At 37.9% G+C, this 23141-nt stretch carries 20 protein-coding genes; 3 read left to right on the plus strand and 17 right to left on the minus strand.

The features are described from left to right. Positions 1-40 precede the first annotated feature (40 nt). Positions 41-913, plus strand: a complete 873-nt coding sequence (locus tag PDT38_RS11080; protein ID WP_394356266.1) for an LCP family glycopolymer transferase — start codon at positions 41-43, stop codon at positions 911-913. Positions 914-1060: 147 nt separating this feature from the next. Here the strand turns inward: PDT38_RS11080 and PDT38_RS11085 are convergent, their stop codons facing one another. The 5 genes from PDT38_RS11085 to PDT38_RS11105 all read right to left on the minus strand — a co-directional run bounded on the left by PDT38_RS11085 (position 1061) and on the right by PDT38_RS11105 (position 6436). Next, positions 1061-1525 (minus strand): GNAT family N-acetyltransferase, encoded by a 465-nt coding sequence (locus PDT38_RS11085; RefSeq protein ID WP_270801440.1) that lies wholly within the window; start codon positions 1523-1525, stop codon positions 1061-1063. A gap of 262 nt (positions 1526-1787) precedes the next feature. Next, a complete protein-coding gene (htpG, locus tag PDT38_RS11090; protein ID WP_270801441.1) occupies positions 1788-3668 on the minus strand; it encodes a molecular chaperone HtpG in 1881 nt (626 codons plus the stop codon). Positions 3669-3802: 134 nt separating this feature from the next. Further along, positions 3803-4615 (minus strand): sugar-phosphatase, encoded by an 813-nt coding sequence (gene yidA / locus PDT38_RS11095; RefSeq protein ID WP_270801444.1) that lies wholly within the window; start codon positions 4613-4615, stop codon positions 3803-3805. A gap of 121 nt (positions 4616-4736) precedes the next feature. Next, entirely contained in the window at positions 4737-5786 is a 1050-nt protein-coding gene (locus tag PDT38_RS11100; protein ID WP_270801446.1) for an iron-containing alcohol dehydrogenase family protein, read from the minus strand. Further along, complete coding sequence (locus tag PDT38_RS11105; protein ID WP_270801449.1) at positions 5786-6436, minus strand: MtnX-like HAD-IB family phosphatase; 651 nt, start codon at positions 6434-6436, stop codon at positions 5786-5788. Before PDT38_RS11105 ends, PDT38_RS11100 begins: the two co-directional genes overlap by 1 nt. Positions 6437-6725: 289 nt before the next feature. Between PDT38_RS11105 and PDT38_RS11110 the strand changes: the two genes are divergently transcribed. Continuing rightward, entirely contained in the window at positions 6726-7682 is a 957-nt protein-coding gene (locus PDT38_RS11110) for an iron-hydroxamate ABC transporter substrate-binding protein (RefSeq protein WP_270801452.1), read from the plus strand. A gap of 119 nt (positions 7683-7801) precedes the next feature. Here PDT38_RS11110 and PDT38_RS11115 read toward each other — a convergent pair whose 3' ends face one another. The 4 genes from PDT38_RS11115 to PDT38_RS11130 form a co-directional block, all read right to left on the minus strand. Next, positions 7802-7960 (minus strand): FeoB-associated Cys-rich membrane protein, encoded by a 159-nt coding sequence (locus tag PDT38_RS11115; RefSeq protein ID WP_270801455.1) that lies wholly within the window; start codon positions 7958-7960, stop codon positions 7802-7804. A 15-nt stretch (positions 7961-7975) separates the two neighbouring features. Continuing rightward, positions 7976-9976 carry a ferrous iron transport protein B gene (gene feoB, locus PDT38_RS11120; protein WP_270801458.1) on the minus strand — a complete coding sequence of 667 codons (2001 nt, stop codon included), beginning with the start codon at positions 9974-9976 and terminating at the stop codon, positions 7976-7978. Then, positions 9973-10200 carry a FeoA family protein gene (locus PDT38_RS11125; RefSeq protein ID WP_270801461.1) on the minus strand — a complete coding sequence of 76 codons (228 nt, stop codon included), beginning with the start codon at positions 10198-10200 and terminating at the stop codon, positions 9973-9975. The genes feoB and PDT38_RS11125 overlap by 4 nt, the downstream gene beginning before the upstream one ends. A 94-nt stretch (positions 10201-10294) precedes the next feature. After that, on the minus strand, positions 10295-11377 hold the full coding sequence (locus tag PDT38_RS11130; protein ID WP_270801464.1) for an acyltransferase family protein: 1083 nt from the start codon (positions 11375-11377) through the stop codon (positions 10295-10297). A gap of 172 nt (positions 11378-11549) precedes the next feature. Here PDT38_RS11130 and PDT38_RS11135 point away from each other — a divergent pair, with 172 nt between their 5' ends. Then, entirely contained in the window at positions 11550-13190 is a 1641-nt protein-coding gene (locus tag PDT38_RS11135) for an L-lactate permease (RefSeq protein WP_270801467.1), read from the plus strand. Positions 13191-13206: 16 nt separating this feature from the next. On the opposite strand, the gene PDT38_RS11140 is transcribed toward PDT38_RS11135, so the two are convergent. The 8 genes from PDT38_RS11140 to PDT38_RS11175 form a co-directional block, all read right to left on the minus strand. After that, the gene (locus PDT38_RS11140) at positions 13207-14121 is read right to left on the minus strand and encodes an oxidoreductase (protein ID WP_270801470.1); all 915 of its coding nucleotides are present in this window, start codon (positions 14119-14121) and stop codon (positions 13207-13209) included. A 106-nt stretch (positions 14122-14227) separates the two neighbouring features. Further along, complete coding sequence (locus PDT38_RS11145; protein ID WP_270801472.1) at positions 14228-14881, minus strand: TetR/AcrR family transcriptional regulator; 654 nt, start codon at positions 14879-14881, stop codon at positions 14228-14230. An 87-nt stretch (positions 14882-14968) separates the two neighbouring features. Then, the gene (locus PDT38_RS11150; protein WP_270801474.1) at positions 14969-16849 is read right to left on the minus strand and encodes an ABC transporter permease; all 1881 of its coding nucleotides are present in this window, start codon (positions 16847-16849) and stop codon (positions 14969-14971) included. Further along, a complete protein-coding gene (locus tag PDT38_RS11155; RefSeq protein ID WP_270801475.1) occupies positions 16824-17588 on the minus strand; it encodes an ABC transporter ATP-binding protein in 765 nt (254 codons plus the stop codon). The genes PDT38_RS11150 and PDT38_RS11155 overlap by 26 nt, the downstream gene beginning before the upstream one ends. An 84-nt stretch (positions 17589-17672) precedes the next feature. Next, a complete protein-coding gene (locus PDT38_RS11160; RefSeq protein WP_270801477.1) occupies positions 17673-18668 on the minus strand; it encodes a sensor histidine kinase in 996 nt (331 codons plus the stop codon). After that, positions 18665-19372 carry a response regulator transcription factor gene (locus tag PDT38_RS11165; protein ID WP_270801478.1) on the minus strand — a complete coding sequence of 236 codons (708 nt, stop codon included), beginning with the start codon at positions 19370-19372 and terminating at the stop codon, positions 18665-18667. The genes PDT38_RS11160 and PDT38_RS11165 overlap by 4 nt, the downstream gene beginning before the upstream one ends. 322 nt (positions 19373-19694) lie before the next feature. Beyond that, complete coding sequence (locus tag PDT38_RS11170; RefSeq protein WP_270801480.1) at positions 19695-21380, minus strand: methyl-accepting chemotaxis protein; 1686 nt, start codon at positions 21378-21380, stop codon at positions 19695-19697. Between the two features lie 141 nt (positions 21381-21521). Continuing rightward, positions 21522-22907, minus strand: coding sequence for an alanine/glycine:cation symporter family protein (locus tag PDT38_RS11175; RefSeq protein ID WP_270801481.1), 1386 nt, complete (start codon positions 22905-22907; stop codon positions 21522-21524). Positions 22908-23141 lie beyond the last annotated feature (234 nt).

Raw genomic sequence — 23141 nt, forward strand, 5'->3', positions numbered from 1 at the left:
TTCGACTAAGGAAGGATTGTTTACAGTGAACATAAAAAAAATGATCTTGTTTATGCTAGCCCTCATGTTAACTTTTGGTGTAGTGGTTGGTTTTAATATTTACCGTAACATAGCAAAGTCAGCAGATAAAATGTACGAACCTCTACAAAGGGACTCCGAGCAGCAACATGCTCCGGACGGTCCGATATCATTTCTTTTGCTAGGAGTAGATGAGCGGCCGGGTGATAAAGGGCGAACGGACTCTATGATTGTCGTAACAGTTAATCCAGACACCAAAAAAACCACAATGACAAGTATTCCGCGTGATACGAGGGTATTTATGCAATCGAAGAATACCTATATTAAAATTAATGCAGCATACACTCATGGTGGAATTGAAGGAACTGTTAAAACGGTCGAACAATTTTTAAATATTCCAATCCATTATTATATTAAAGTCAATATGGAGGGTTTTAAAGATATTGTAGATGCCATTGGCGGAATCACGGTGAATAGTAAACTTGATTTCACCCTTGAAGGCGTGCATATAGCTAAAGGGAAACAACATGTCAATGGAAAAGTTGCTCTTAAATATGCTCGGATGAGAAAAGATGATCCTCGTGATGATTTTGGACGTCAACAGCGTCAACGTGAGGTCATCAACCAAATTATTCATGAAGGTACACAATTAAAATCACTAACAAACTATCAAAGTATTTTAACAGTGTTAGAAAAAAATGTAAAAACGAACTTGACACTAGACAAAATGATTGCTATTCATGGTTCTTATAAAGACGCTGTTAAAGATATTGAGCAATTAGAAATTGGAGGTGAAGATAAAAAAGTAGATGGTTTATGGTACCATATTGTTCCTGAGAAAACAAAGAAGGAACTTTCAGAAAAACTTCGCCAGCAAATGGACATAAAATCATAGTCTTTTAACAGCATTGAGCTAGTAGGGAAAAACTCAAAGCAGCTAAAAATCAACTTTCTCAAGCAGATATCACTTATATCGAACAATTGTCTGAACTGAATGAGGGCTGTCCAATAAGTCATTTTTTGACGGTTGGACAACCCTTTTCTATTTTCTCGCAAACAAATCTTGTGACAATCTGATCATATCCCGACACTGTATGTCGTTTTCAAAGATTTCTTCATTGTAATGTCTGATAAAAAAATTTTGATCAACACCTGTTATTCTAAAACCGCATTTTTGATAAAGTGCTAGTTGCCCAATGCTCGAATTTCCTGTTCCCACTTCAATCGTTTTGTATCCACTTGACTTCGCAACTTGAATCGCATGTAAGATTAACTGTTTGCCAATTCCTTGATTCTGCATGGTTTCACTAACTGCCAGATTGACTAATTCGACAGTTTCAGGTCTTGTCGGGAGTAGCACATATACCCCAATGATTTTTTGGTCATGTTCAGCTACAAAACATTCTCCTCTTTGCACATATTTTTCTACAAGTGATTGTGAAGGGTCAGCTAGTAACAATAAAGTGATTGGTGGTTTTTCGTCTCGATCAAGTTTTCGAATGTTCATATTTAACTCCCCTTTATTTTCTGCTTTGGTTTTTAATGTTCGGCATATGCACCCCACTTTTAGACTTGAATCACTCTTTTATTAGGACCTGATTTTGACACTTCGTTCCCCTTTTTGTATAGAGGTAGGTGACAGGTGGCCTCTGGACTGATGATGAGCATTTCGGAAACGGGTTTCCACAGACGAACGGTTTTCGAAATACCGACAAAAAAGCTTGCCGACAAAGCACTTTTTGCGACTTTGTCGACAAGCTGATCTACCGTTACGCCATCACCTTACATATATCATTCGTAAACTGAACAGGGTCTTCGATTGGTAAACCTTCTATTAAGAGGGCCTGATTGTATAAAAGATTTGTATATAGACTGAATTTGTCTTTGTCATTTTCAAAAGCGGTTTTTAACGTTTGGAATACACTATGGTTCGTGTTAATCTCAAGAACCTTGTCCGCTTTAACATGTTGATTATCAGGCATTGCATTTAAGATTTTTTCCATTTCGATGGTGACTTCGCCATCAGCAGCAAGGCAGACAGAATGTGATTTTAATCGTTTTGATGCTCTGACACTTTTCACTTTATCAGCCAATGTCTGTTTCATTTCATCGAAAATTTCTTTATACTGATTCTCATCTGTATCTGATTGATTTTGATCTTCTTCTGTGTCAATTCCCAAGTCACCGCTTGATACAGATTTAAATTCTTTCTCTTGATATGTTGCTAACATTTTAATGGCGAATTCATCGATATCTTCGGTAAAGTAAAGAATTTCATATCCTTTTTCGGTAACCACTTCAGTTTGTGGAAGTTTTTCAATCCGATCATATGAATCCCCTGATGCATAATAAATATATTTCTGATCCTCTGGCATTCTTGCAACATATTCATCAAGTGTGACAAGCTTCTTCTCTTTCGATGAATAAAATAATAACAAGTCCCTTAATGTATCTTTATGGGCGCCAAAATCGTTATATACGCCAAATTTAATCTGTCTGCCAAATGAGTTATAAAACGACTCATACTTTTCTCTATCATTCTTTAACAAGTTTTTGAGCTCGTTTTTAATTTTCTTGCTAATGTTTTTCGCAATTCGTTTTAGTTGTCGATCATGTTGCAGCATTTCTCTGGAAATATTAAGCGATAAATCTTCAGAATCGACCATTCCCTTTACAAAACTGAAGTGGTCGGGAAGTAGATCAGGGCATTTATCCATGATCAATACACCGTTTGAATAAAGCTCTAAACCCTTTTCAAATTCCTTTGAATAATAATTAAACGGAATATTTTCTGGAATATATAAAATGGCATGATATCTGACAGCACCATCGACACTTGTATGAATATGGGCAAGCGGTTTATCAAAACCGTAATGCTTTTCTGAATAAAATGCCTGATAATCTTCATCTGTTAATTCATTTTTATTTTTTCTCCAAATCGGTACCATACGGTTGACCGTCTGTTCTTCGACAACTTCTTCAAATTCATTTTCTGCATCTTCTTTCGGTTTATTGACCGTTACATCCATCTTGATTGGATAGCGGATGAAATCAGAATATGTTTGAATGACCGTTTTTAGGCGATGTTCTTCTAAATATTCATCATAATTCTCATCTTCCGTGTTCTCTTTCAGCTTCAGAATGACATCTGTCCCAACTGAATCTTTTTGGCACGGCTCAATCGTATATCCATCAGCACCTGAAGATTCCCATTTAAATGCCTCATCACTGCCAAGTGCCTTACTGATGACTGTCACAACGTCTGCAACCATAAAAGCAGCATAAAATCCGACACCAAACTGACCGATAATGTCATAACCGTCTTTCACTTCATTTTCATGTTTAAACGAAAGAGAGCCGCTCTTTGCGATCGTTCCGAGATGTTCTTCAAGCTCTGCTTTCGTCATTCCGATTCCTGTATCTGAAATCGTTAACGTTCTGTTTTCTTTGTCAGCAGAAATCTTGATATAATAATCATCTTTGTTGAATGTTAGCGATTCATCAGTGAGCGCTTTATAATAAATTTTATCGATCGCATCACTTGAATTTGAGACAAGCTCCCTTAAAAAAACTTCCCTTTGTGAATATATAGAGTTGATCATGATGTCTAACAATCTTTTAGACTCTGCTTTGAATTCCTTTTTACTCATCTATCTCTCTCCTTTTTTAAAAAACAATCGTCCATGTTGTTCACAATTTAAATAACATATCATGAATTTAATGTCAATCAATCAACATTTAAATGAAAAACACCTCTCATTGGTATGTCGAGGTGTTTTGTCCTTTATTTCGATAATACAAGCTCATTGATCACGTGAGCTACACCATTTTCAGTATTTGGTGTTGTTTCATAATCGGCACATGCTTTTACTTCTGGAATGGCATTTCCCATTGCAACTCCACAGCCCGCCCATTTGACCATTGTTAAATCGTTCCCATTATCACCAATTGCCATCACTTCATGACGACCCACTCCAAGCAATTCAGCTAATGTCTTTACTGCATTGCCTTTACTCACGTTAGGATGAAGAACTTCACAATAAAAAGGCGCGCTTTTGACCATTGTATAACGCTGTTTCATATCTTCAGGTATAGAAGCAATTGCTCTGTCCAGTTTGGCTTCTTCATCAACAAACATCACTTTTGGCACAAGGATATCTTCTGGTATTTCCTCAATTGTCCGGAACTTAAGCGGGACTTGAGTAATATATGATTCATGTATGGTATATGGACTGATATCCTGATTTGGTGTATATAGATATGCAGAGTCAAAAAAATGCATCGGTGTTTTTAATTTTTGACTAAGCTCATATAAATCTTTCACATCTTGATAGCCTAGTGTTAATTCGGAAACGACTTCCTCTGTGTGCGTATTTTGAACGAGTGCCCCATTATAAGCGATTACATAATCGCCATCTTCATTTAAATCCAATTCTTTTAAGTAACGACTGACACCGCCGAGCGGGCGTCCGGTGCAAAGGACGACCTTAACACCTTTTGCTTTAGCAGCATGGAGCGAATGTTTGACTTCGTCTGTTACTTCATGCTGCTCATTTAACAATGTTCCATCCATATCGATTGCAATTAGTTTATACATGTTCCACTCTCCTGATGAATTTTAAAACTTACGACCTAGTATTATCATAGGTCTTTTCAGTTATTTTTTCACTAAGATATTTTAAACAGCAAAAGACAGTCTCATTTAGAGACTGTCTGACTTAAAAGATTTCTTGAAGAATTGGGTCTTCATCCAAAATGCGGAGCGCTTTTTCACGATACGCTTTTTCATGCAGATATGTATAACGGTTAGGCTTTATCGTATCAGAAATACGAATCGCCTCACGATATTCTTCTTTATCCATACCAAGCGTTTTAACATAATCGAAAAAGCCTGTCCTCGTAAACACTTTTTCGATCCGTTCAGCACGATGATCCTGTACATGGGCCATAATATAGGTGGCAATTCCCACTTGAATACCATGCATCTGCGGTTTCTTCGAAATCTTATCAAGTGCATGTGAGATGAGATGCTCTGATCCACTGATTGGTGCGCTATTGCCGCTAATTTCAGTGGCGATCCCCCCCATTGTAAGCGAGCTGACCAGTTCCTTTAAAAACACTGGTTGTTTGATGTCCTGCATCGGTGTTCGGACGAAACTGTTCACTGCTTTTTTGCTTAGCATCGCAGCAAAAGCATCAACATCACCGACTCCGTGCTGTTCCTCAAACTCCCAATCATAAAGAGCGGTAATATTGGACATTAAATCACCCACACCAGCCAAAATGAACCAGTCAGGTGCTTTTTGAATAATACTTAAGTCAGCGATGATTCCATAAGGTACCCTTGCCGGAACCGTTGTTTTCTTGCCATTAATATTGAGTGAACAATTGCTGCTCGCGAACCCATCATTAGATGCTGAGGTCGGCACACTGATAAACGGAATCCGTTTAGAAAAAGAAATATACTTCCCATAATCAACAACAGAACCGCCGCCCATACCAATGATGAGATCGAAATTGCCTATCGAAAATGCTTTTTCAAGCAAATCCTTAACATCAAGGTTTGGAGCCAATCGAAGGCATTCAATATCTATATTTTGAAAAGAATTTTTGATTTGATGTTGATATTGCTGATATGAAAACTCATCAAAAAACATCATCACTTTAGAAAATCGGTGCTTTTCCAGAATCGCTTCAAGTCGCTCAATGACGCCTTCACTTATTTCTAAAACTGCGGGAATCGCAATACTTGTGACCTGATGTGACATCAGCGAATCAGCCCTTTTTCTTTTAAATATTCTTCAATTTCTACGAATGATTCAACAGCGACAAATGGAACATTTCGTTCACGCAATAAGTCTTGTAACGCATCTTTAGCAAATGTCATATCAGCATATTTGGCCGGATGTGAATCAGGTTCACTGTCACCAGCAAAATAAATCGTCTCATAGTCTTCTTTCAGTTTCTGAATGACTTTAGATTTATCGATACCATAACGTTCAGAATAATGCCAATGATTTTCATCAATTGTCATATGTACATTATCCTCTTGAAAGAAACCTTTGTTTGAATATACTTCAACATCTGTAATACCATATTTCTTCAAGATATAGTGAATATAATAATCCGTACCCGCACTTAAGACATAAAAATCTCCGCCGTTTTCTTGGACATGCTTAATGAATTCTGGTACATATTCATCAATCGGAATAGAATGAATATCTTCGACAATTTTTTCTTCGCTTTGGTTGATGGAAGCAAAAACTCTACCAAGGAATTCAATGTCTTTCAACTCTCCTGATTTCCACTTTTTAAACAATTCGCGACCTTCAGGAAAATATTTATCAATAACCATCCAGTAAAAGTCTTGTTTAGAAATCGTCCCATCAAAGTCTGACACAAATGCCCATTTCTTCATGTTGCATACCTCTTTTCTCTGGATTTGAAATATTAGATTCATTATACAGAAAGTTTGTGAACAATCGCACATTATTATATTTCTTTTTTGTGTACTTTATTTAACATAGTGAATATTCTTTCTTTATGGTTTCTCCTTTCATAGCTTATAATAACAAACTATCCAAAATCACCATAATCATACTTGATTCTTTGTACCAAAAGGGTGGACATGCAAGATACCTTTTGTTATATTTTTAAATGATAATGAGTTTCATTATCATTTAAAAATATCGTGAGGATGATAAAATTTGAAAACAAATAAACTTGCCTTAGGATTCATCATGATCATATTGTTATTTGTCACAGCATGCAACAACACAACAAAAACACCGGAAAGTCATAAAGCATCAGAGACAAGAACCTACCAGTCAACACGAGGAGATGTGGAAATTCCGACACATCCGAAACGGATCGTCACCGATCTTTACACAGGCGAATTACTAACTGTCGGAGCAAATGTTGTCGGCTCAGGGTCATGGTCTTTCAAAAATTCTTTTCTTAAAGATCAACTAAAAAATGTCACTGATTTGGGTGATCCGATCAATGTTGAGAAAGTCATGAAACTAAAACCTGATCTCATTGTCATCATGAAAGAGGATAACTATGACAAACTGTCGAAAATTGCACCAACTGTTGTCATCCCTTATAACACTGCTAAAAATATTCAAGAAACTGTCAAAATGTTTGGTGATATTACAGGTAAGAAAGACAAAGCGAAACAGTTTCTAGCTGATTTTGATCAAAAATCTAAAAACGCTCGTCAAAAAATTGCTAAAGTCATTGATAAAGATGCCACATTTGGTATTTATGAAAATACAGATAAAGGGAAGTTCTGGGTCTTTCATGACAATGGAGGACGCGGTGGACAAGCTGTCTATAACGCACTTGGCTTAAAAGCTCCTGATAAAATTAACAAAGACATTATCAAAACAGGAGAAATGAAGGAGCTCTCACTAGAAGTTATTCCTGAATATGCTGCCGATTATATGTTCATCACTGATTACAATCCCAATGGTGACAGTAAAACACTTGCCAAACTTAAAGAATCTTCAATTTGGAACCATCTAGAGGCTGTTAAACAAAACCGTGTTTTTATAAATGACTTTAATACTTACTATCCATACGATCCTCTTTCTGTTAGCAAACAAGTTGATTTAATTACCGAAATGTTAGTAAAACGTGCAAAGGAAAATAAGACGAAATAAAGGCTGAAATTTGATTTTCAGCCTTTGTTTTTTAGAGAAGTGATCAATGAGTAATTTTGTGGATCAATTTATTTTGAAGAAAAAATACCCCCTTATCACTATGGGGGTATTTCAAGTTGTTAGCTGTTTTTTATTTTTACCTGATCACAAGCCGATTGACATGAGCGTCTTAATTCACATGCAGCACATTTTCCCTTCCGGCTTCTTTTCACTAATTTAAAGAGTGTCCATGCCGCATATCCGAAGATCAATGTTCCAATCGCTATATTAAACAGCATGCTGCCACTTCCTTCTTAAGATAATCCAAATAATTTTCCACCTTGATAAATTAGAAACACCAGTGCATATGCAATGACAAGTCCATAAATAATCGATAAGTATGTCCATTTTTTTGAATTGGTTTCTTTCCTGATCACAGCTACTGTTGCTAAGCATGGGACATATAAAAGAACAAATACCATAAATCCGTAAGCAGCCAATGGTGAAAATTGTTGTGCCATCATGCCCTGCAATTGTTCTTCAGGCACGAAATAAATAATGCTCATTGACGCCACTACCACTTCTTTGGCAAGAAATCCTGTCAGCAATGATGCGGCAGCTTGCCATGTTCCAAAGCCGAGGGGTATTAAGATCGGCGCAATCGCACCGCCAATCATCGCCAAAAAGCTGTCATCCATCTCTACACCTGTTCCACCTGGCCCTGTATAGGATAAGAGCCAAATCAAAACAGATCCGCCAAAAATGTATGTTCCTGCTTTACGAACAAAGCCTTTGCCTTTTTCCCATGTAGAACGCCATAATGTACGAGCCTGTGGCAATCGATATGGCGGTAACTCAATGACAAAAAATGATTTTTCTTCTTTTAGTTTTGAAGAAGATAAAAACTTGGCCAATATTAAAGCGGAAACAATTCCCAATACATATAGTGAAAGAACAACTAAAGCCTGATGCGCCGCAAAAAAAGCTCCTGCAAACAGTGCGTAAACCGGCAGTCTTGCCGAACAAGACATAAACGGTGTCAACATGATGGTTAACAGTCTTTCTTTTGGTTGTTCAACGGTTCTGGCTGCCATGATCCCAGGGACATTGCAACCGAAGCCGATAATTAACGGAATAAACGCTTTTCCATTTAATCCAATCGCCTCCATTAGACGATCCATGACCATTGCCACTCTTGCCATATATCCGGAATCCTCTAAGAGCGATATAAAGAAAAACAAAATAAATATTTGCGGTACAAATACAAGTACACCGCCTACACCTGCAATAATACCATCAAGTATAAGTGCTTCAATAAACGGGGTAGCCCCCATTGACGATAAAGCTGATTGTGTCCAATCTGTCAGCTGTCCACCGATAAACCCATCAAGTGCATCTGATAATGGAACTCCAAACCAGTCAAAAGTCAACATAAACATAAGATACATAAAGCCTAAGAAAATCGGGATTCCTAATACTTTGTTGGTGACAATTGCATCTACTCGCTCAGTAAATGTTAATTTACCGGCTGATTGAAATTCAATTGACTCATCTATCACATGTTCAATGTACTGTTCCCTGACACGATGGATATGTTGGGATAAAGACCTTACCGCAAGTTGATCTTCAGCAGCTTGGCAAATCTTTTCTAATTGTTCTTGCTCTGCAAGGGACTCCAACCACTTCTTCATGTTTGAGTTTCCTTCAAAATATTGAAGAGCCATCCAGCGTTTTGAAATTTCAGGCTGATCCGGAATGATCAATTCGAGCTGGTGAATCGCTTGTTCGACAGCTTCACCGTAATCGATGACCAACGGTTTTGACGGTTGATTTTTTGACGATCCTAAATACCGACTGAGTTCATCACACCCTTTTCCGCTTCTCGCCACAATTGGAAGAACCGGAACTCCCAAAACTTTAGATATGTTCTGGTAATTGACGACAATACCGCGCTGCTTGGCGACATCCATCATATTTAAACCGATTGTCAGCGGCTTCCCGAATTCAAGCAGCTGAACAGTTAGATGAAGATTTCGTTTCAGTTGTGATGCATCGACAATATTTAAGACTTCTGTAAATGATTCGTTTAATAAAAAATCGGTGACAACCCCTTCATCACGAGAAAGGGGACTTAATGTATATACACCTGGAAGATCGATCATCTTCCCTTGTTTGTTTCGGATGACCCCAACTTTTTTCTCTACAGTGACCCCGCTCCAGTTTCCAACATATTCATATGAACCTGTTAAAGCATTAAATAAAGAGGTCTTCCCCGTATTGGGATTTCCGAACAAGGCGATCTGTTGTTCGGTCATATTTTTTCAATCCTTATTTTTTTTGCATCATTTAATCGTATACTCATGCACTGCCCACATGTCTCAATCAAACAGGGACCACCAAACGGTAGCTTTTGTTTAATACAAACTTCGGCATCCTCTTTCAAGCCAAGGTGAATCAGTCTACAATGGACCAACTCATTAACGGCTGAAAAATCTATCACTCTCGCACGCTCTTTCCGATTCAAATCTGTTAAAACCATCCTGATGCCTCCACATCTGAAAATGATAATCGTTATCATTATCATACCGTAACTTATTATAGTAAACAAGTACTCTATTTAAAAAAATACACGTTTAACCAATACGATGCCGCACTTTTTGATCTGTGCTTCTCAGCTTTGGTCGATATATTTTCCCTACTAACATATAACCGTATTTAAATTGATTAACAGCCCATGATAGCAAAACTGAACCACCTAAACTGATGACAAACAACAGCATGCCAACTAGAACCGGATGAATAGTTGTTCCTTTAAAAAGGACCATTCCTGGTATGAGAAAGAAAGCATGCAACAAATAAATTGAGAAAGAATAATTGCTAATCGTTAAGATTAACCGTGGTACAGACTTTAATTGAGAAAATAAATAAAATAACAGGAAAATAATACTAGTCGAGTAAAATAAAATGTCAGGTCTTTTAGAGGAGACTGCGATATTTTGGTCGAAGTAAGTGATGCTCACAATTGCAGCAACTGAAACGATTACGGCTGTGTAGACGGTGTAACGATACTGGTTCAAGATAGACAAAAAGCGCTTGTAATCTCTTCCGCAATAATATGCGAGACAAAAATAGAAAAGCCACCCAACAAACGGAACCCAGAAAAATGGAAATGGAGAGTCCTCTGCCAAAACAGGCGGTTGAATGAATGTAAAATAGCTTAAATAGGCAGCTGTAATCAAAAAAGAGATTGGCAACACCCATTTAGGCGACGCTTTTTCCAAAAAAGAGTGAAAACACATATGGAGAAGATAAAATTGGAAAATGACAAGAATAAAGTAGCCAATGAAATTCCCAAGGAAAATGTTAGCGAAGAGTTTTTTTACCATGGCCAAACCATCAACCTGCTGCGTCATCATACTTGTTAACAAAACAGCGTCTAGCACAGCTATAAACAGAAAAGGAACAAAAATTGTTTTCAATCTCTTCTTTAAAAATCCTTGCGGCACATCACTAGGATAAGCATGTGACAGTAAAAATTCAGAAATGAAAATAAATGCTGGGGTGCTAAACATCAGGAGCGTTCGAAAAGCTTCAACAATGCGGACTACATCACCTTGAGACTCCCCTGTGATCAGGATCACCATGGAAATCGTATGCAATAAAACAACGCTTAAACAGGAAGCACAACGCATTAAGAAAATTTCTTTCACCTGCACAATGACCACCACTCCTCTTTAAATATAAACAATTACAAATTAGCATAAATACCAAAATGGAAAAAGAGCCCAATTACTCAAGTTATCTCTTAAGAATAATCAAAAATCAAACGGTTATAATACTAACGCTTTATTAAAATAAACCGGAACTTTTAGGCAGGTGTACTTCAATATGAACAGTTTTGAATTGATTACGGCATTAATGCCGGTCTTGTCAGTGTTTCTCTTTCTCGTGATTTTGCGTATGCCGGCATCAAGAGCAATGCCTGTCAGTTTCTTAGTCACTGCTTTATTAGCTTACTTTGTATGGAAGATGTCTATTATCCAAATTACAGCTGCATCGATTGAAGGTATGATTATTGCTATTTCAATTCTTTGGATTGTGTTCGGTGCCATTCTATTACTCAACACTCTTACTAGTAGTGGTGCTTTAGATTCAATTCGCAACGGTTTCTCACAAATCTCAACTGACCGAAGAGTCCAGCTCATTATTATTGCCTGGTTATTTGGTGCTTTTATCGAAGGAGCTGCCGGGTTTGGAACGCCTGCCGCAATAGGTGCACCACTTCTTGTTGCACTAGGGTTTCCTCCACTGGCTGCAGTCTCATTAGCTCTAATAGCAGATAGTTCTCCTGTATCATTTGGCGCTGTCGGAACACCGATGATTGTCGGAGTTAAACAAGGGCTAAATGAAGGGGGCTCTTTGGCAGAAGTTGTCCAAAAAGGGCTAGGAAATCAGTCAATTAGTCAATATTTACAAGAGGTTGCCAGTACAGCAGTTTTTATCGATTTATTTATTGGAACGTTAATTCCTGTCATTATGGTCTGTATGCTAACCCGTTTTTTTGGAGAAAACCGTTCCTGGAAAGAAGGGTTTGTAGCCATTCCTTTTGCGATCTTTGCCGGATTATGCTTCACCATTCCTGCATTTTTGGTCGCTACCTTTTTAGGACCTGAATTTCCATCGATCATTGGCGGACTAGTCGGTCTAGCCATTGTTGTCCCCTCTGTTAAGCGCGGCTTTTTGCTACCAAAAGAAACGTGGGACTTTCCAAAGAAAGAACAAGAAACTAGCAGTCAACAACTCGATTATCAACAAGTGATGCCTCTGTGGCTTGCCTGGCTGCCATACTTGCTTGTCGCTGCGTTTTTAGTGCTAACACGCCTTGAAGTTTTACCGTTAAAAGACTGGCTTCGTCAGTTTAAAGTTGGTTGGGGATCCATCCTAGGAACAAACATCAGCACCTTTTTTGAACCCTTATATTTACCGGGATCCATCTTTCTTGTCGTTATTTTGATCACGGTTTTTCTTCATAAGATGAGCCGTACGAGTGTCATTGAAACCGTAACAGCCTCAGCGAAAATGATGGTGGGGAGTGTAATCGCACTTGGAACTGCTGTCCCGATGGTAAGAATCTTTATTAACTCCGGTCTTAACAATGCTGATTTATTAAGCATGCCAATGGAATTAGCCACTTTTATCGCTAATGCGGTAGGAAAAGGCTGGCCATTTGTCGCTCCATTTATTGGTGGACTTGGATCTTTTATATCAGGCAGTGCCACCTTTAGCAATATGATGTTTTCCTTGTTTCAGTTCAGCATTGCAGAACAAATCGATGCCGCTCATCAAATTATTCTCGCTTTACAAGTACTTGGTGCTAATTCAGGAAATATGATTTGTGTGTTAAATGTCGTTGCAGCTGCTTCAGTTGTCGGTTTAATCGGCAAAGAAGGAACCATTATTCGCATGACACTCGGCCCGATGATTTTTTACTGCATTGCTGCTAGTCTTATCGGGTTTCTGCTTCTATAGCATGAAATGGTATGCTTCAATTAAAACAATAGGTGACACCCGTCAATTGTTCAGATGTTTTCCATAAACGTTCAGCTAGCTGTCGATCATGAGTAAGAGTACTGGACTTCACTTGAACAGGATAGCCTTTTCTTTCATTTTTTCCTGATGGGCCGAAGTACTCGCCTCCTTTTACGTCTTTGTCTGTAGCAGCTCTTAAAATAGGTAGAGCCCCCATTGATGCTGGCTGAGACATGAAATGAGCTATTGTCTTCATGAAAACATTTAAATGCTGTTGAAGATTGGTTACAGACCAGCCAGGATGCGCACATAATGATAAAATGGGGGCTCTGTGTTCTTTGAACTTTTTGTCGAGTTCATATGCAAAAAGAATATTGGCCAACTTACTTTGAGCATAGGCAAGCTGTTTATCGTATGATGTTTCACATTGCAAATCTTCAAAAAAAATGTTCGCACCTTCCCAAGCATTCGCCAAACTGCTAACTGTCACCACCCTAGCGGTTTCAGTATTCATTAACATTGGCATCAGACACCCCGTTAACGCAAAATGACCGAGATGATTCACACCAAATTGTAGCTCAAAACCATCTTTCGTTTTCCCAAACGGCGGCATCATAACACCGGCATTATTGATCAAAAGATCCAGACGATCATACTTGTCTTCAAATTCTCGGCTAAAGGCTCTAATGGAATTCAAATCCGCTAGATCCAGCTTCATCACATCGATTTTAATGTTCTTATTTTTTTGCTGAATATCTTGTACTGCCTCCATTCCCTTGGCCATGTCCCTTACAGCCAACACCAACATTGCACCTTTCTGAGCAAGAACATTTGCTTGTTCCAACCCAAGACCTGAGCTACCCCCAGTAATAATGGCGACTTTACCACTTTGATCTTCTATATATTCCTCATTCCATCTCTGATTTCTCACAATTCCTCACCTCAAATAAAATTTAAGTACCGACAGTAACTTAAAAATAACATACCATCAGTAACTTATCAACAAAAAAAGAACACGTAAATGTTTTTACGTATTCTTACGTTTTATTTCCAATAAACTCCTTAATGTGGGCCTCTATCCCCCGTGATACAACATATTCAAAACTATAGTTAATATTCATATATCGATACTCACTTAATATGTTTTCCATCACTTTATCCGTGTTTGTCAAAGACCAATGCGATGAAGCCAGCAAAAATGCATAGTATTGAATATAAAAGCCATCCTGTATCGTCAGTTTCGGATATAGTTCAACAATTTTACCGGCAATATTTTGCTGTAATTGAATGTTTCTCTCCTTAAAGATTCTTAAAAAACTTTCTGAGCTGTTCTTTTCTAGCGCAATTCCCAATAAAGGCATTAAATTCAACAGCTTTTCATGGTTCAGATAAACCTTTGCCCAACAATTTCCTACATGCTCAGGCATCGGGTTCATACTAAATGTCGAAAATTCTTCTATAAGGTTTTCATAAAAAAGTTCAAAAACACGACTGTATATGTCCAGAAAAATTTCTTCACGGCTGCTAAAATATCTGTAAATGCTCGGCTTACTGATCTGAAGCTCTCTAGCTATAGCATTTAAGCTGATACTCTCATATTCCTTTTTTTCAAAAAGCTGATAGGCAGCATCTAAGATCTCTTTTTTTCTGAATTCAATTTGTTCCGTTGACCTTGCCCTTCTCCAAGTCACAGAAGTCACCTCAACTTACCGTCACTATCATATCTTTCAATAAACTATATCATAAAAATATTGATCTTCATACCAGACTATATCATATTAAATCACGGCTTTTATTTGTTTTATATAGTAGAAACGGACAATGAAAAAATAGATCAGCTGAATGACAGCAAACACACTAAGTACAGTTGCAGATTCCTTAAAAAGATTATACTCAAACGCATGCGACAATGCCGTCAAGGCCACAGCACCATGAATAAGTGCAACGATAATCGGGGCAAAGAATAGCATAGCAATTTGCCTGTTTAATACTTTTTTTAATTCTTTTTCTGTCAAGCCTATCTTGGATATGGCTGTAAACTTCTGCTTGTCATCATCAACATCAGCGTAAAGGCGAAAATAAAGAAAACTTCCTGCCGAAACGAAAAAGACAATGCCAATAAACAAGCCTACAAAGAAAATTGGTCCATAGTCTTTATTCACTTGAAAGACCTGTTGGTCAACACCAGAGAATTTCTTAGACGGAATTTTCTTCAACAACTCTTCCCCAACACGAATTAAAGTTTTTTCTTTTTCCTTTTGAACCTGCCATGCATAAAAGTGATCCTTACCTTTTTGTTTTTTCAATTGCTTGTAATCAGCATCTGTGACAAGATAATATTGTTCTTCTGGCAAGGCTCTTGATTTTATCACTTGATCAGCTTGAATCTGTTTACCTGATTGAAGATCGATCGGTTGATGAAGCAGTTTCTGTTCCTTGCTATATGGAAATCCTTTATAACCGACTGCTATCGCTTTCCCCTTAGAAAGTTGGATTTTCTTCTCTCCAATCAGCGCTGCAAACCGATTAAAATCAGACTGTTGCACAATCAGTTGTTCCTGCCCTTTTACATGAAAGTACTTCAGTGTCATATGAGCTGTTTTTGCCTGAATATCGTATTGTTTTAACGTTTTATTAATCAAATCCACATCTTTAGCTTCTGTCTTGTGCTCTCCTTTTGTGTTATACGTAAAGGTATTGGGATTCCAGTTCCTTGTCGAGCTGTTAAAAAATGATTGAAGTCCATATAGCGTCCCAATCGCACAAAATGCGACAGTTGAAATAATCGCAACCATAAAAAACGTTCGCGCATTGTCTTTCATGCGATAAGAAAGATCAGAAAACAAGATCAAATTTGTTTTTCGCCAAAACAGGGTTTCCTGTCCCTTCATTTTACGAATAACATAAACGCTTAACTGGGTAAAGAATAGGTAAGTTCCAATAATGACGACAATTGTTACGGGTAGCACAGCAAAAAAAACGCCGTTCCCTTTCGTGACTAATGCGAAGAAATAACCTACTCCAAGCAATAATGCAGCTAAGATCGTCAATAAGATAGATGCCTTTGGTTCACCTTTTGACTGCTTATCCCCTTTTAACAAATGAAGAAGCTTTTCACTACGAAGGATAAAAGCAACGAAAAATGAAATAAATAAGAATAATACAATAAAGGACACAAAAGTCACAATGATTGCCAGTAGTGGAAAATAAAAATTGAGTTTTTCGTTAAAAATTAGAATTTTTTCAGCAATTAGTAAGATTAATTTTGCAAATACCAAACCTAGAGTGATGCCTCCAATCGTAGCAAAACATCCGATAAGCATATTTTCCAGAAAGACCATCAACCTGATTTGACGCATCGACATTCCCTGAATCATTAAGATCCCAAACTCTTTTTTCCGCGATTTCAGAAATGCACTCATCGAATACAAAACAAAGAAAAAGGAGAAAACATAGATGATGCCTCCAGCAATTTTGAGACCGAAGAGCGATTTCTTCCCAAGTCCTGAATGAAAAACATCTCCACTAATCACCGGATGGAAAGCAAATAGCGCAAATGTAAAAAATACCATCACCATAAACATACTACTGAGGAAGTAAGCAACATAGAGTCGTTTATTACGAAGAACGTTATTAAACGCGAACTGACGAAAAGTCATTTGCGTCTCCTCCCATTAAGGAAAGCGTATCAAGAATCTTCTGGAAGAAGGCTTGACGATGATCACCGCGGTTCATTTCCGAATATAGTCTACCATCCTTAATAAAGATGACCCGATGACAATAACTGGCCGCCTGCGGATCGTGTGTGACAAGCATCATCGTTGCTTTTTCATGATGGTTAATCGATTCAAGCATTTCCATAACATCCTTAGATGACTTGGAATCGAGATTTCCGGTTGGCTCATCGGCAAGCAACAGTTTTGGTCTATGAATCATCGCTCTTGCCACTGCAGCTCGTTGTGCTTGCCCACCTGATATCTCATATGTCCGTTTTTTCATGATATTTGTAATACCCAGCTTTTCAGCTATTTGTTTGGCTTTTTGTTTCATTTCCCCAACCTTTTCTCCGTCTAATGTCAAAGGAAGAACGATGTTCTCTTCAACTGTCAATGTGTGCAGCAGGTTAAAGTCTTGAAAGACAAAACCAAGTTCTCTGCGGCGAAACTTAGCCAGTTTTTCTTTTTTAAGTAAATGAGGATTCTCACCATTTATCAAGATTTCACCTGTTGTTGGTTCATCAATCGTTGCAATCAAATTTAGAAGCGTAGTTTTTCCACTTCCAGATGGACCCATAATTCCAACAAATTCTCCTTCATCAATTGTCAAGTTAATATCTGTTAACGCCCGGTATGCGATTTTCCCTTCATAAATCTTACTTACTTGTTTGACTTGAAGCATCACGAGATCTCCTTTCATTTTTGATCTGTGACTAGTTTACCTTGACTCGACAAATAAGTACTATCGATTTCTCTTTCACTTTCATTACATTGATGTAAGGTTTTGTGTTGATGTAAAAATGATTCGAATCGTTGTCCCTTTCCCTTCCTCAGACTCAAGTTCAAGCCGATGACCAAGATAATCAGCTGCGGTTTTTGTGACATAAAGCCCCATTCCTGTTGATTCTCTATGCTGACGACCATTCTCACCCGTAAAAAACGGAGCAAATACCCGTTTTTGATCTTGAGCAGGAATACCAATACCAAAGTCGGTCACTTCCAGTACAGCTTCAGGGCTTTTTTCGTAAGTTGAAATGAGAATCGACTGACTTTTGCCTGATGAATATTTGACAGCATTGTTAATCAACTGCGATAACATGAAAAACAGCCACTTTTCGTCTGATTCAACGCAGATTTGTTGCAACTCCAATTTTGGATACACTTTGTTGCGAATGTAAAACCGTTTGTTATCTTGATTTACCTCATGAATCATATCTGTTAAATTGACCGCTTTAACTTGAAAGTCTTCTTCGATCACACGAAGACGAGCCATATATAGAATTGTATAGAGACCTGTCTTTATTCGCTCTGTCTCTTCGCGAATACTAGAAGACTCGGGTTCATCAAGATTTTGAGCAGTTAATTCAATGACAGATAACGGTGTTTTCATTTGATGCACCCATTGTTCCATAAAAGTAAGCTGCTCTTTCTGCCCTAGTTCTAATGCTTTTAATTCATGTCGATAGTGTTTATACTGACTTTTCAACAGCTGTTCTAGCGCCTCTGACATAGGGGATTGTTCTATTTTTTGCACAGATTCATCAAGGGTTGCTATCGGCTGACTAAGTCGCTGATAAAACTTGCGACGAGTACAATAATGGTAAACAAGATAACCGACGAGAAAGAAAGAACCAAGGAAAACAGCATATAAGGCCGGTCTTATATGCTGATATCCATCAAGCCAATACACCAATAACATCACAAAAAATTGCAGCGTCTGAATGGCAATAAGTAAATAATGCTCCTTGAGAAAAAGCTTCATTCCTCTCCCGCCTTTTCCCAAGAAATATTGAGACGATAACCAGCACCTCTGACCGTTTCTACAGCATCTTCTATGCCTAACTCTTGAAATTTTTTCCTGACTCGTGCCATGTTCACATTAAGTGTATTTTCATCTACATATGCCTGATCATCCCACAGTTTGGCAAGTAAGTCTTCACGACCAGAAATTCTTGGATAACGTTCCATAAGGCTTTCGATAATATCAGCTTCTTTTTTTGTCAAAGTAATGGTTTTGGTACCTAATATCAGTTCTAGTCTTTCTGGAAAAAGCTGCAATCCTTCTTTTTCTAAAAGGCGCTCATCTACTTTAGCTGCATATTCTCCATATGCCCGCCGAAGCTGGCTGCGGATCTTTGCGATGACGATCTCAGCGTAAAAGGGCTTTGTAATAAAATCATCGCCACCATTTTCTAGCGCCATCACCTGATCCATTTCACCTGTTCGCGCAGATATGAATAGCACAGGACAAATCGATTCTTTCCGTATTTGCCGGCACCAATAATAGCCGTCATAACTGGGCAGATTGATATCGAGCAGAACAAGATGCGGCTGTTCGCTTTTAAAGACATCTATGACATGGTCAAAATCCTCAATAACATGTACAGCATAACCGTATTTTTCAATGTGAGAACGGAGGAGATCGGCGATTTTCGGGTCGTCTTCGATTATCATGATTTTTTGCACTTCTTTTTTCACTCCTATTGATCGTTATATGTAGAGCAAAATTTGTCGTATATAGCTATGATACCAAGTCTTGAGGTGAAGTATGGATATTCTTTCGGATGAAGCATTGATGAATCAATGCACACATTAAGACAACTTACCCATCGATCATTACGACAATCCGAAAAAACTACTTGATACCATTCAGAAAATAAAAAGAACGTCACAGTCAATCAATTGAACGGCCCTCTTCCGATTCCACTACCACTTGATTTGAGAGACGTTTGCACTTTTCTAAACATAAAAACTCCCCTAATCGTACCTTAGGGGAGCACAACAGTCTTTAATATTTAAAACGATTCACAATCGTTTGAAGCTCTTCAGCTAAATGTGATAATGATTCAGCTGCATATGAGATTTCTTCCATTGAAGCTAGCTGTTCTTGTGTTGATGTAGCAACACCTTTTGTACTTGATGTTGTTTCTTTTGTTTCAGTAGCTAAGGTATCAACCGCATTTTGAACCACTTCGACACCTGATGTAAGCTGCTGAGTTGCTGCAGCTACCTCTTGAATTTGTGAAGTAACCTGTTCAACTAGATCAAGGATTTCATTGAAATTTCCTGTTGTTTCTTTAGAAAGAGCAATCCCTGAACTTACATTTTGTTGAACAACCTTAATGTTATTTACCGTTTCTACCGATTCGTTTTGGATGGTAGATACTAAAGCTTTAATATGATTAGCCGACTTATTTGTTTCATCAGCTAACTTCCGTACCTCTTCTGCCACTACTGCAAACCCTTTTCCTTGTTCTCCGGCTCTTGCGGCCTCAATTGCAGCATTAAGAGCTAATAAATTCGTCTGCTCTGAAATATCTGTAATCAGTGAAGAAATATCACTAATTTCAGCAGTGCTTGACACTAATGCTTGCAAACCATTTCCGGCTGAGTCTACCGATTTATCAATGAAATTCATTTGATCTAACATTTTATTGACAGACTGAGCACCTATTTCAGCCTTATCTCTCATTGAAGAGGAAAGATCTGCAATGTTTCCTGTATTGGAAGCAACATTTGATAACCGTTCTAATAACTCATTGATAGACTCTGAACTTTTATCAGTCATGGCGCTTTGCTTAGCATTACTTGCAGAAATAGACTGCATAGATTCAGAAATTTGCTCAGACGTCGATTTTGATTCTTCCGCACTTGCTGACAATTCTTCAGATGATGCAGCAACTTGTTCAGAAGAACTGCTGATTTGCTTGACAATCTGGGTTAATGATTGCAGGAAAGCGTTGAACGACTGAGCGAGCTGACCAAACTCATCTTTATTTTTAACAATGACCTCTTTTGTTAAATCAGCTTCTCCATGTGCAATATCCTCTAGTTGCTGATTAAGACTTCTAAGCGGTAATAAAATAGATTTTAAGAGTGATAGGCCCATAATAATCCCGACAATCGTTGAAACTATTGTGATCGTAATAATAATCCCTTCACTCATTTTCCCATTATCGCGAACTTCCTCTTTTAGAGCATCAACATCTTGATCAAGGCTTTCGACTAATTTATTAACAGATGGGTCCAAAACTTCTTTTCTTAATTTTCGTTCTTCTCCAAAGTGAAGTGATTTAGCTTCTTTCGGACTTGAAGAATAGACTTTTAATACTTTTTGATTCAAATTCCAAAAGTCATTGAAGTTTACTTTAATTTCTTCAACACTTGTTTCGTATTCTTCATCATGGATCAATCCCTTGACTTCCTCAAGGCTTTTCAAAATATCGTCCGCTTTTTCCTTCATTCCTTCGCCATACTCCTTATCACCGGTTATAATGAAGGCTCTTTCATCATTTGAAAGACCTGCTAAGCGATATTGAATATGTTTAATTTCTTTTTGAAATTCCATTTTATCCTTTAGTACTTCATTTTTGCTAATCGTAGAAGACGTCACAAAAATAGAGGTACCACCAATTGCAATAATCGAAACAACCAAAATCGAAATAATGCTCAACAATTTCGTTTTGACTTTCATTCCATCTATCCTTCCTTTACTATGTCATCTATGGTTGTAATATCGACAAATTGCAGCAAAATTTGAGATTCTATGTACTGGAATGTATTGGGCGGAAGGATGAAACAGAAAAGTCCTGCCTGTAATGGCAGAACCTCGTTTTTATTTATAGAAATGAGTAAAATAGTCATTTGTTTCAGCAACAACTACTTTCCAAAGAAGCAGAAGCGCAATTAAGTTAGGAATCATCATTAAAGCATTCGCCATATCAGCAAATGCCCATACTGTAACAAGATTGGCTACTGTCCCCATTCCACAGGCAAAAATGTAAATCAGGCGATAACCAAGAATTCCTTTAGAGCCTGCCAAATATTCAAAGCATTTTTCACCATATACATACCAGCCAACAATGGTAGAAAAACCAAAGAAAATCACAGAAAGCGAGACAATATATTCACCGGCCGCCCCAAGAACAGAAGCGAAGGCAGCACTTGTTAATGCCCCACCCTCTAGTGTCGCATCATGTGGCACACCGGAAAGCATGCCGCCAGACGGATCCCAAAATCCCGTAATGAGAAGGGTGATACCTGTCATTGTACAGACAACAATTGTAACAATAAATGTACCTGTCATGGCGACAAGGGCTTGTTTAACTGGATGATCAGCACGGGCATTGCCAGCAATTAATGCAGCTGTACCCAAACCCGCTTCATTTGAAAAAATCCCTCGGGAAACCCCGTTACGAATGGCCTCAGATACGACAATTCCAAGAAATCCACCTGCTGCTGCTACCGGATGAAAGGCATAATGAAAAATCATTTCAAAAGCGGGGATCATCATATCATAATTTAAAATAAGAATGAGGATGGCTCCACCCATGTAAAGGAAAGCCATAATCGGCACAAAGAAACTGGCAACCGTACTAATGCGCTGAATCCCACCAAAAATAATAAAACTGACGAGTACAGCTAAAATGACACCTGTCACCCAGTCGGCCAGTCCAAAACTTTTGCTTGTGACATCAGCAATTGTATTCGATTGTACACTGTTGCCAATTCCTAAAGCGGCAAACGCACCAAATAGTGCAAAGGCGATTGCAAGACCTTTAAATTTTCGGCCAAGACCGCGTTCAATATAGTACATTGGACCACTTGAATACTCACCTTTATCATTTTTAACACGATATTTAACAGCAAGTAATGCTTCTGCATACTTTGTTGCCATACCAAATAAGCCGACGATCCACATCCAAAAAATAGATCCTGGCCCTCCTAATGTTAAAGCTGTAGCTACACCTGCAATATTACCATTACCAATTGTCGCAGCCAATGCAGTCATCAATGCTTTAAAATGGCTGACATCCCCTTCCGCTGCTGCATCCTGATGATCTTCTTTGCCAAATCCCAATTTAAATGCATAAATAAGACGACGAATTTGCAGACCTTTCAACACAATCGTTAAAAATAAGCCTGTCCCAAATAATAAAATTAAACTAGGTGGTCCCCACAGAACATCATTTATCCCCTTTAAAGATCCCAAAATATTCAAAATATTCCCCCCTGAACAATCCTTTGTTGCTCTGATATTCTAACATAGTAACTTTTGCTTATGTTTGTTAAGGAAAACAAATTGAAAACGCTTACTTTTTGTTTTTTAACAAACCTTCATCACATAGAAAAATAGATTGTTAAAATAAACAAAAAAACGTTTTCATTTTCTATTTTACACATAATGTACATCACAAATGTTAGCTTTATACTTACGGTATAGCACATTTAATTA

This window comes from Bacillus changyiensis (genome assembly GCF_027706145.1).
Lineage (GTDB): Bacteria > Bacillota > Bacilli > Bacillales > Bacillaceae > Bacillus > Bacillus changyiensis.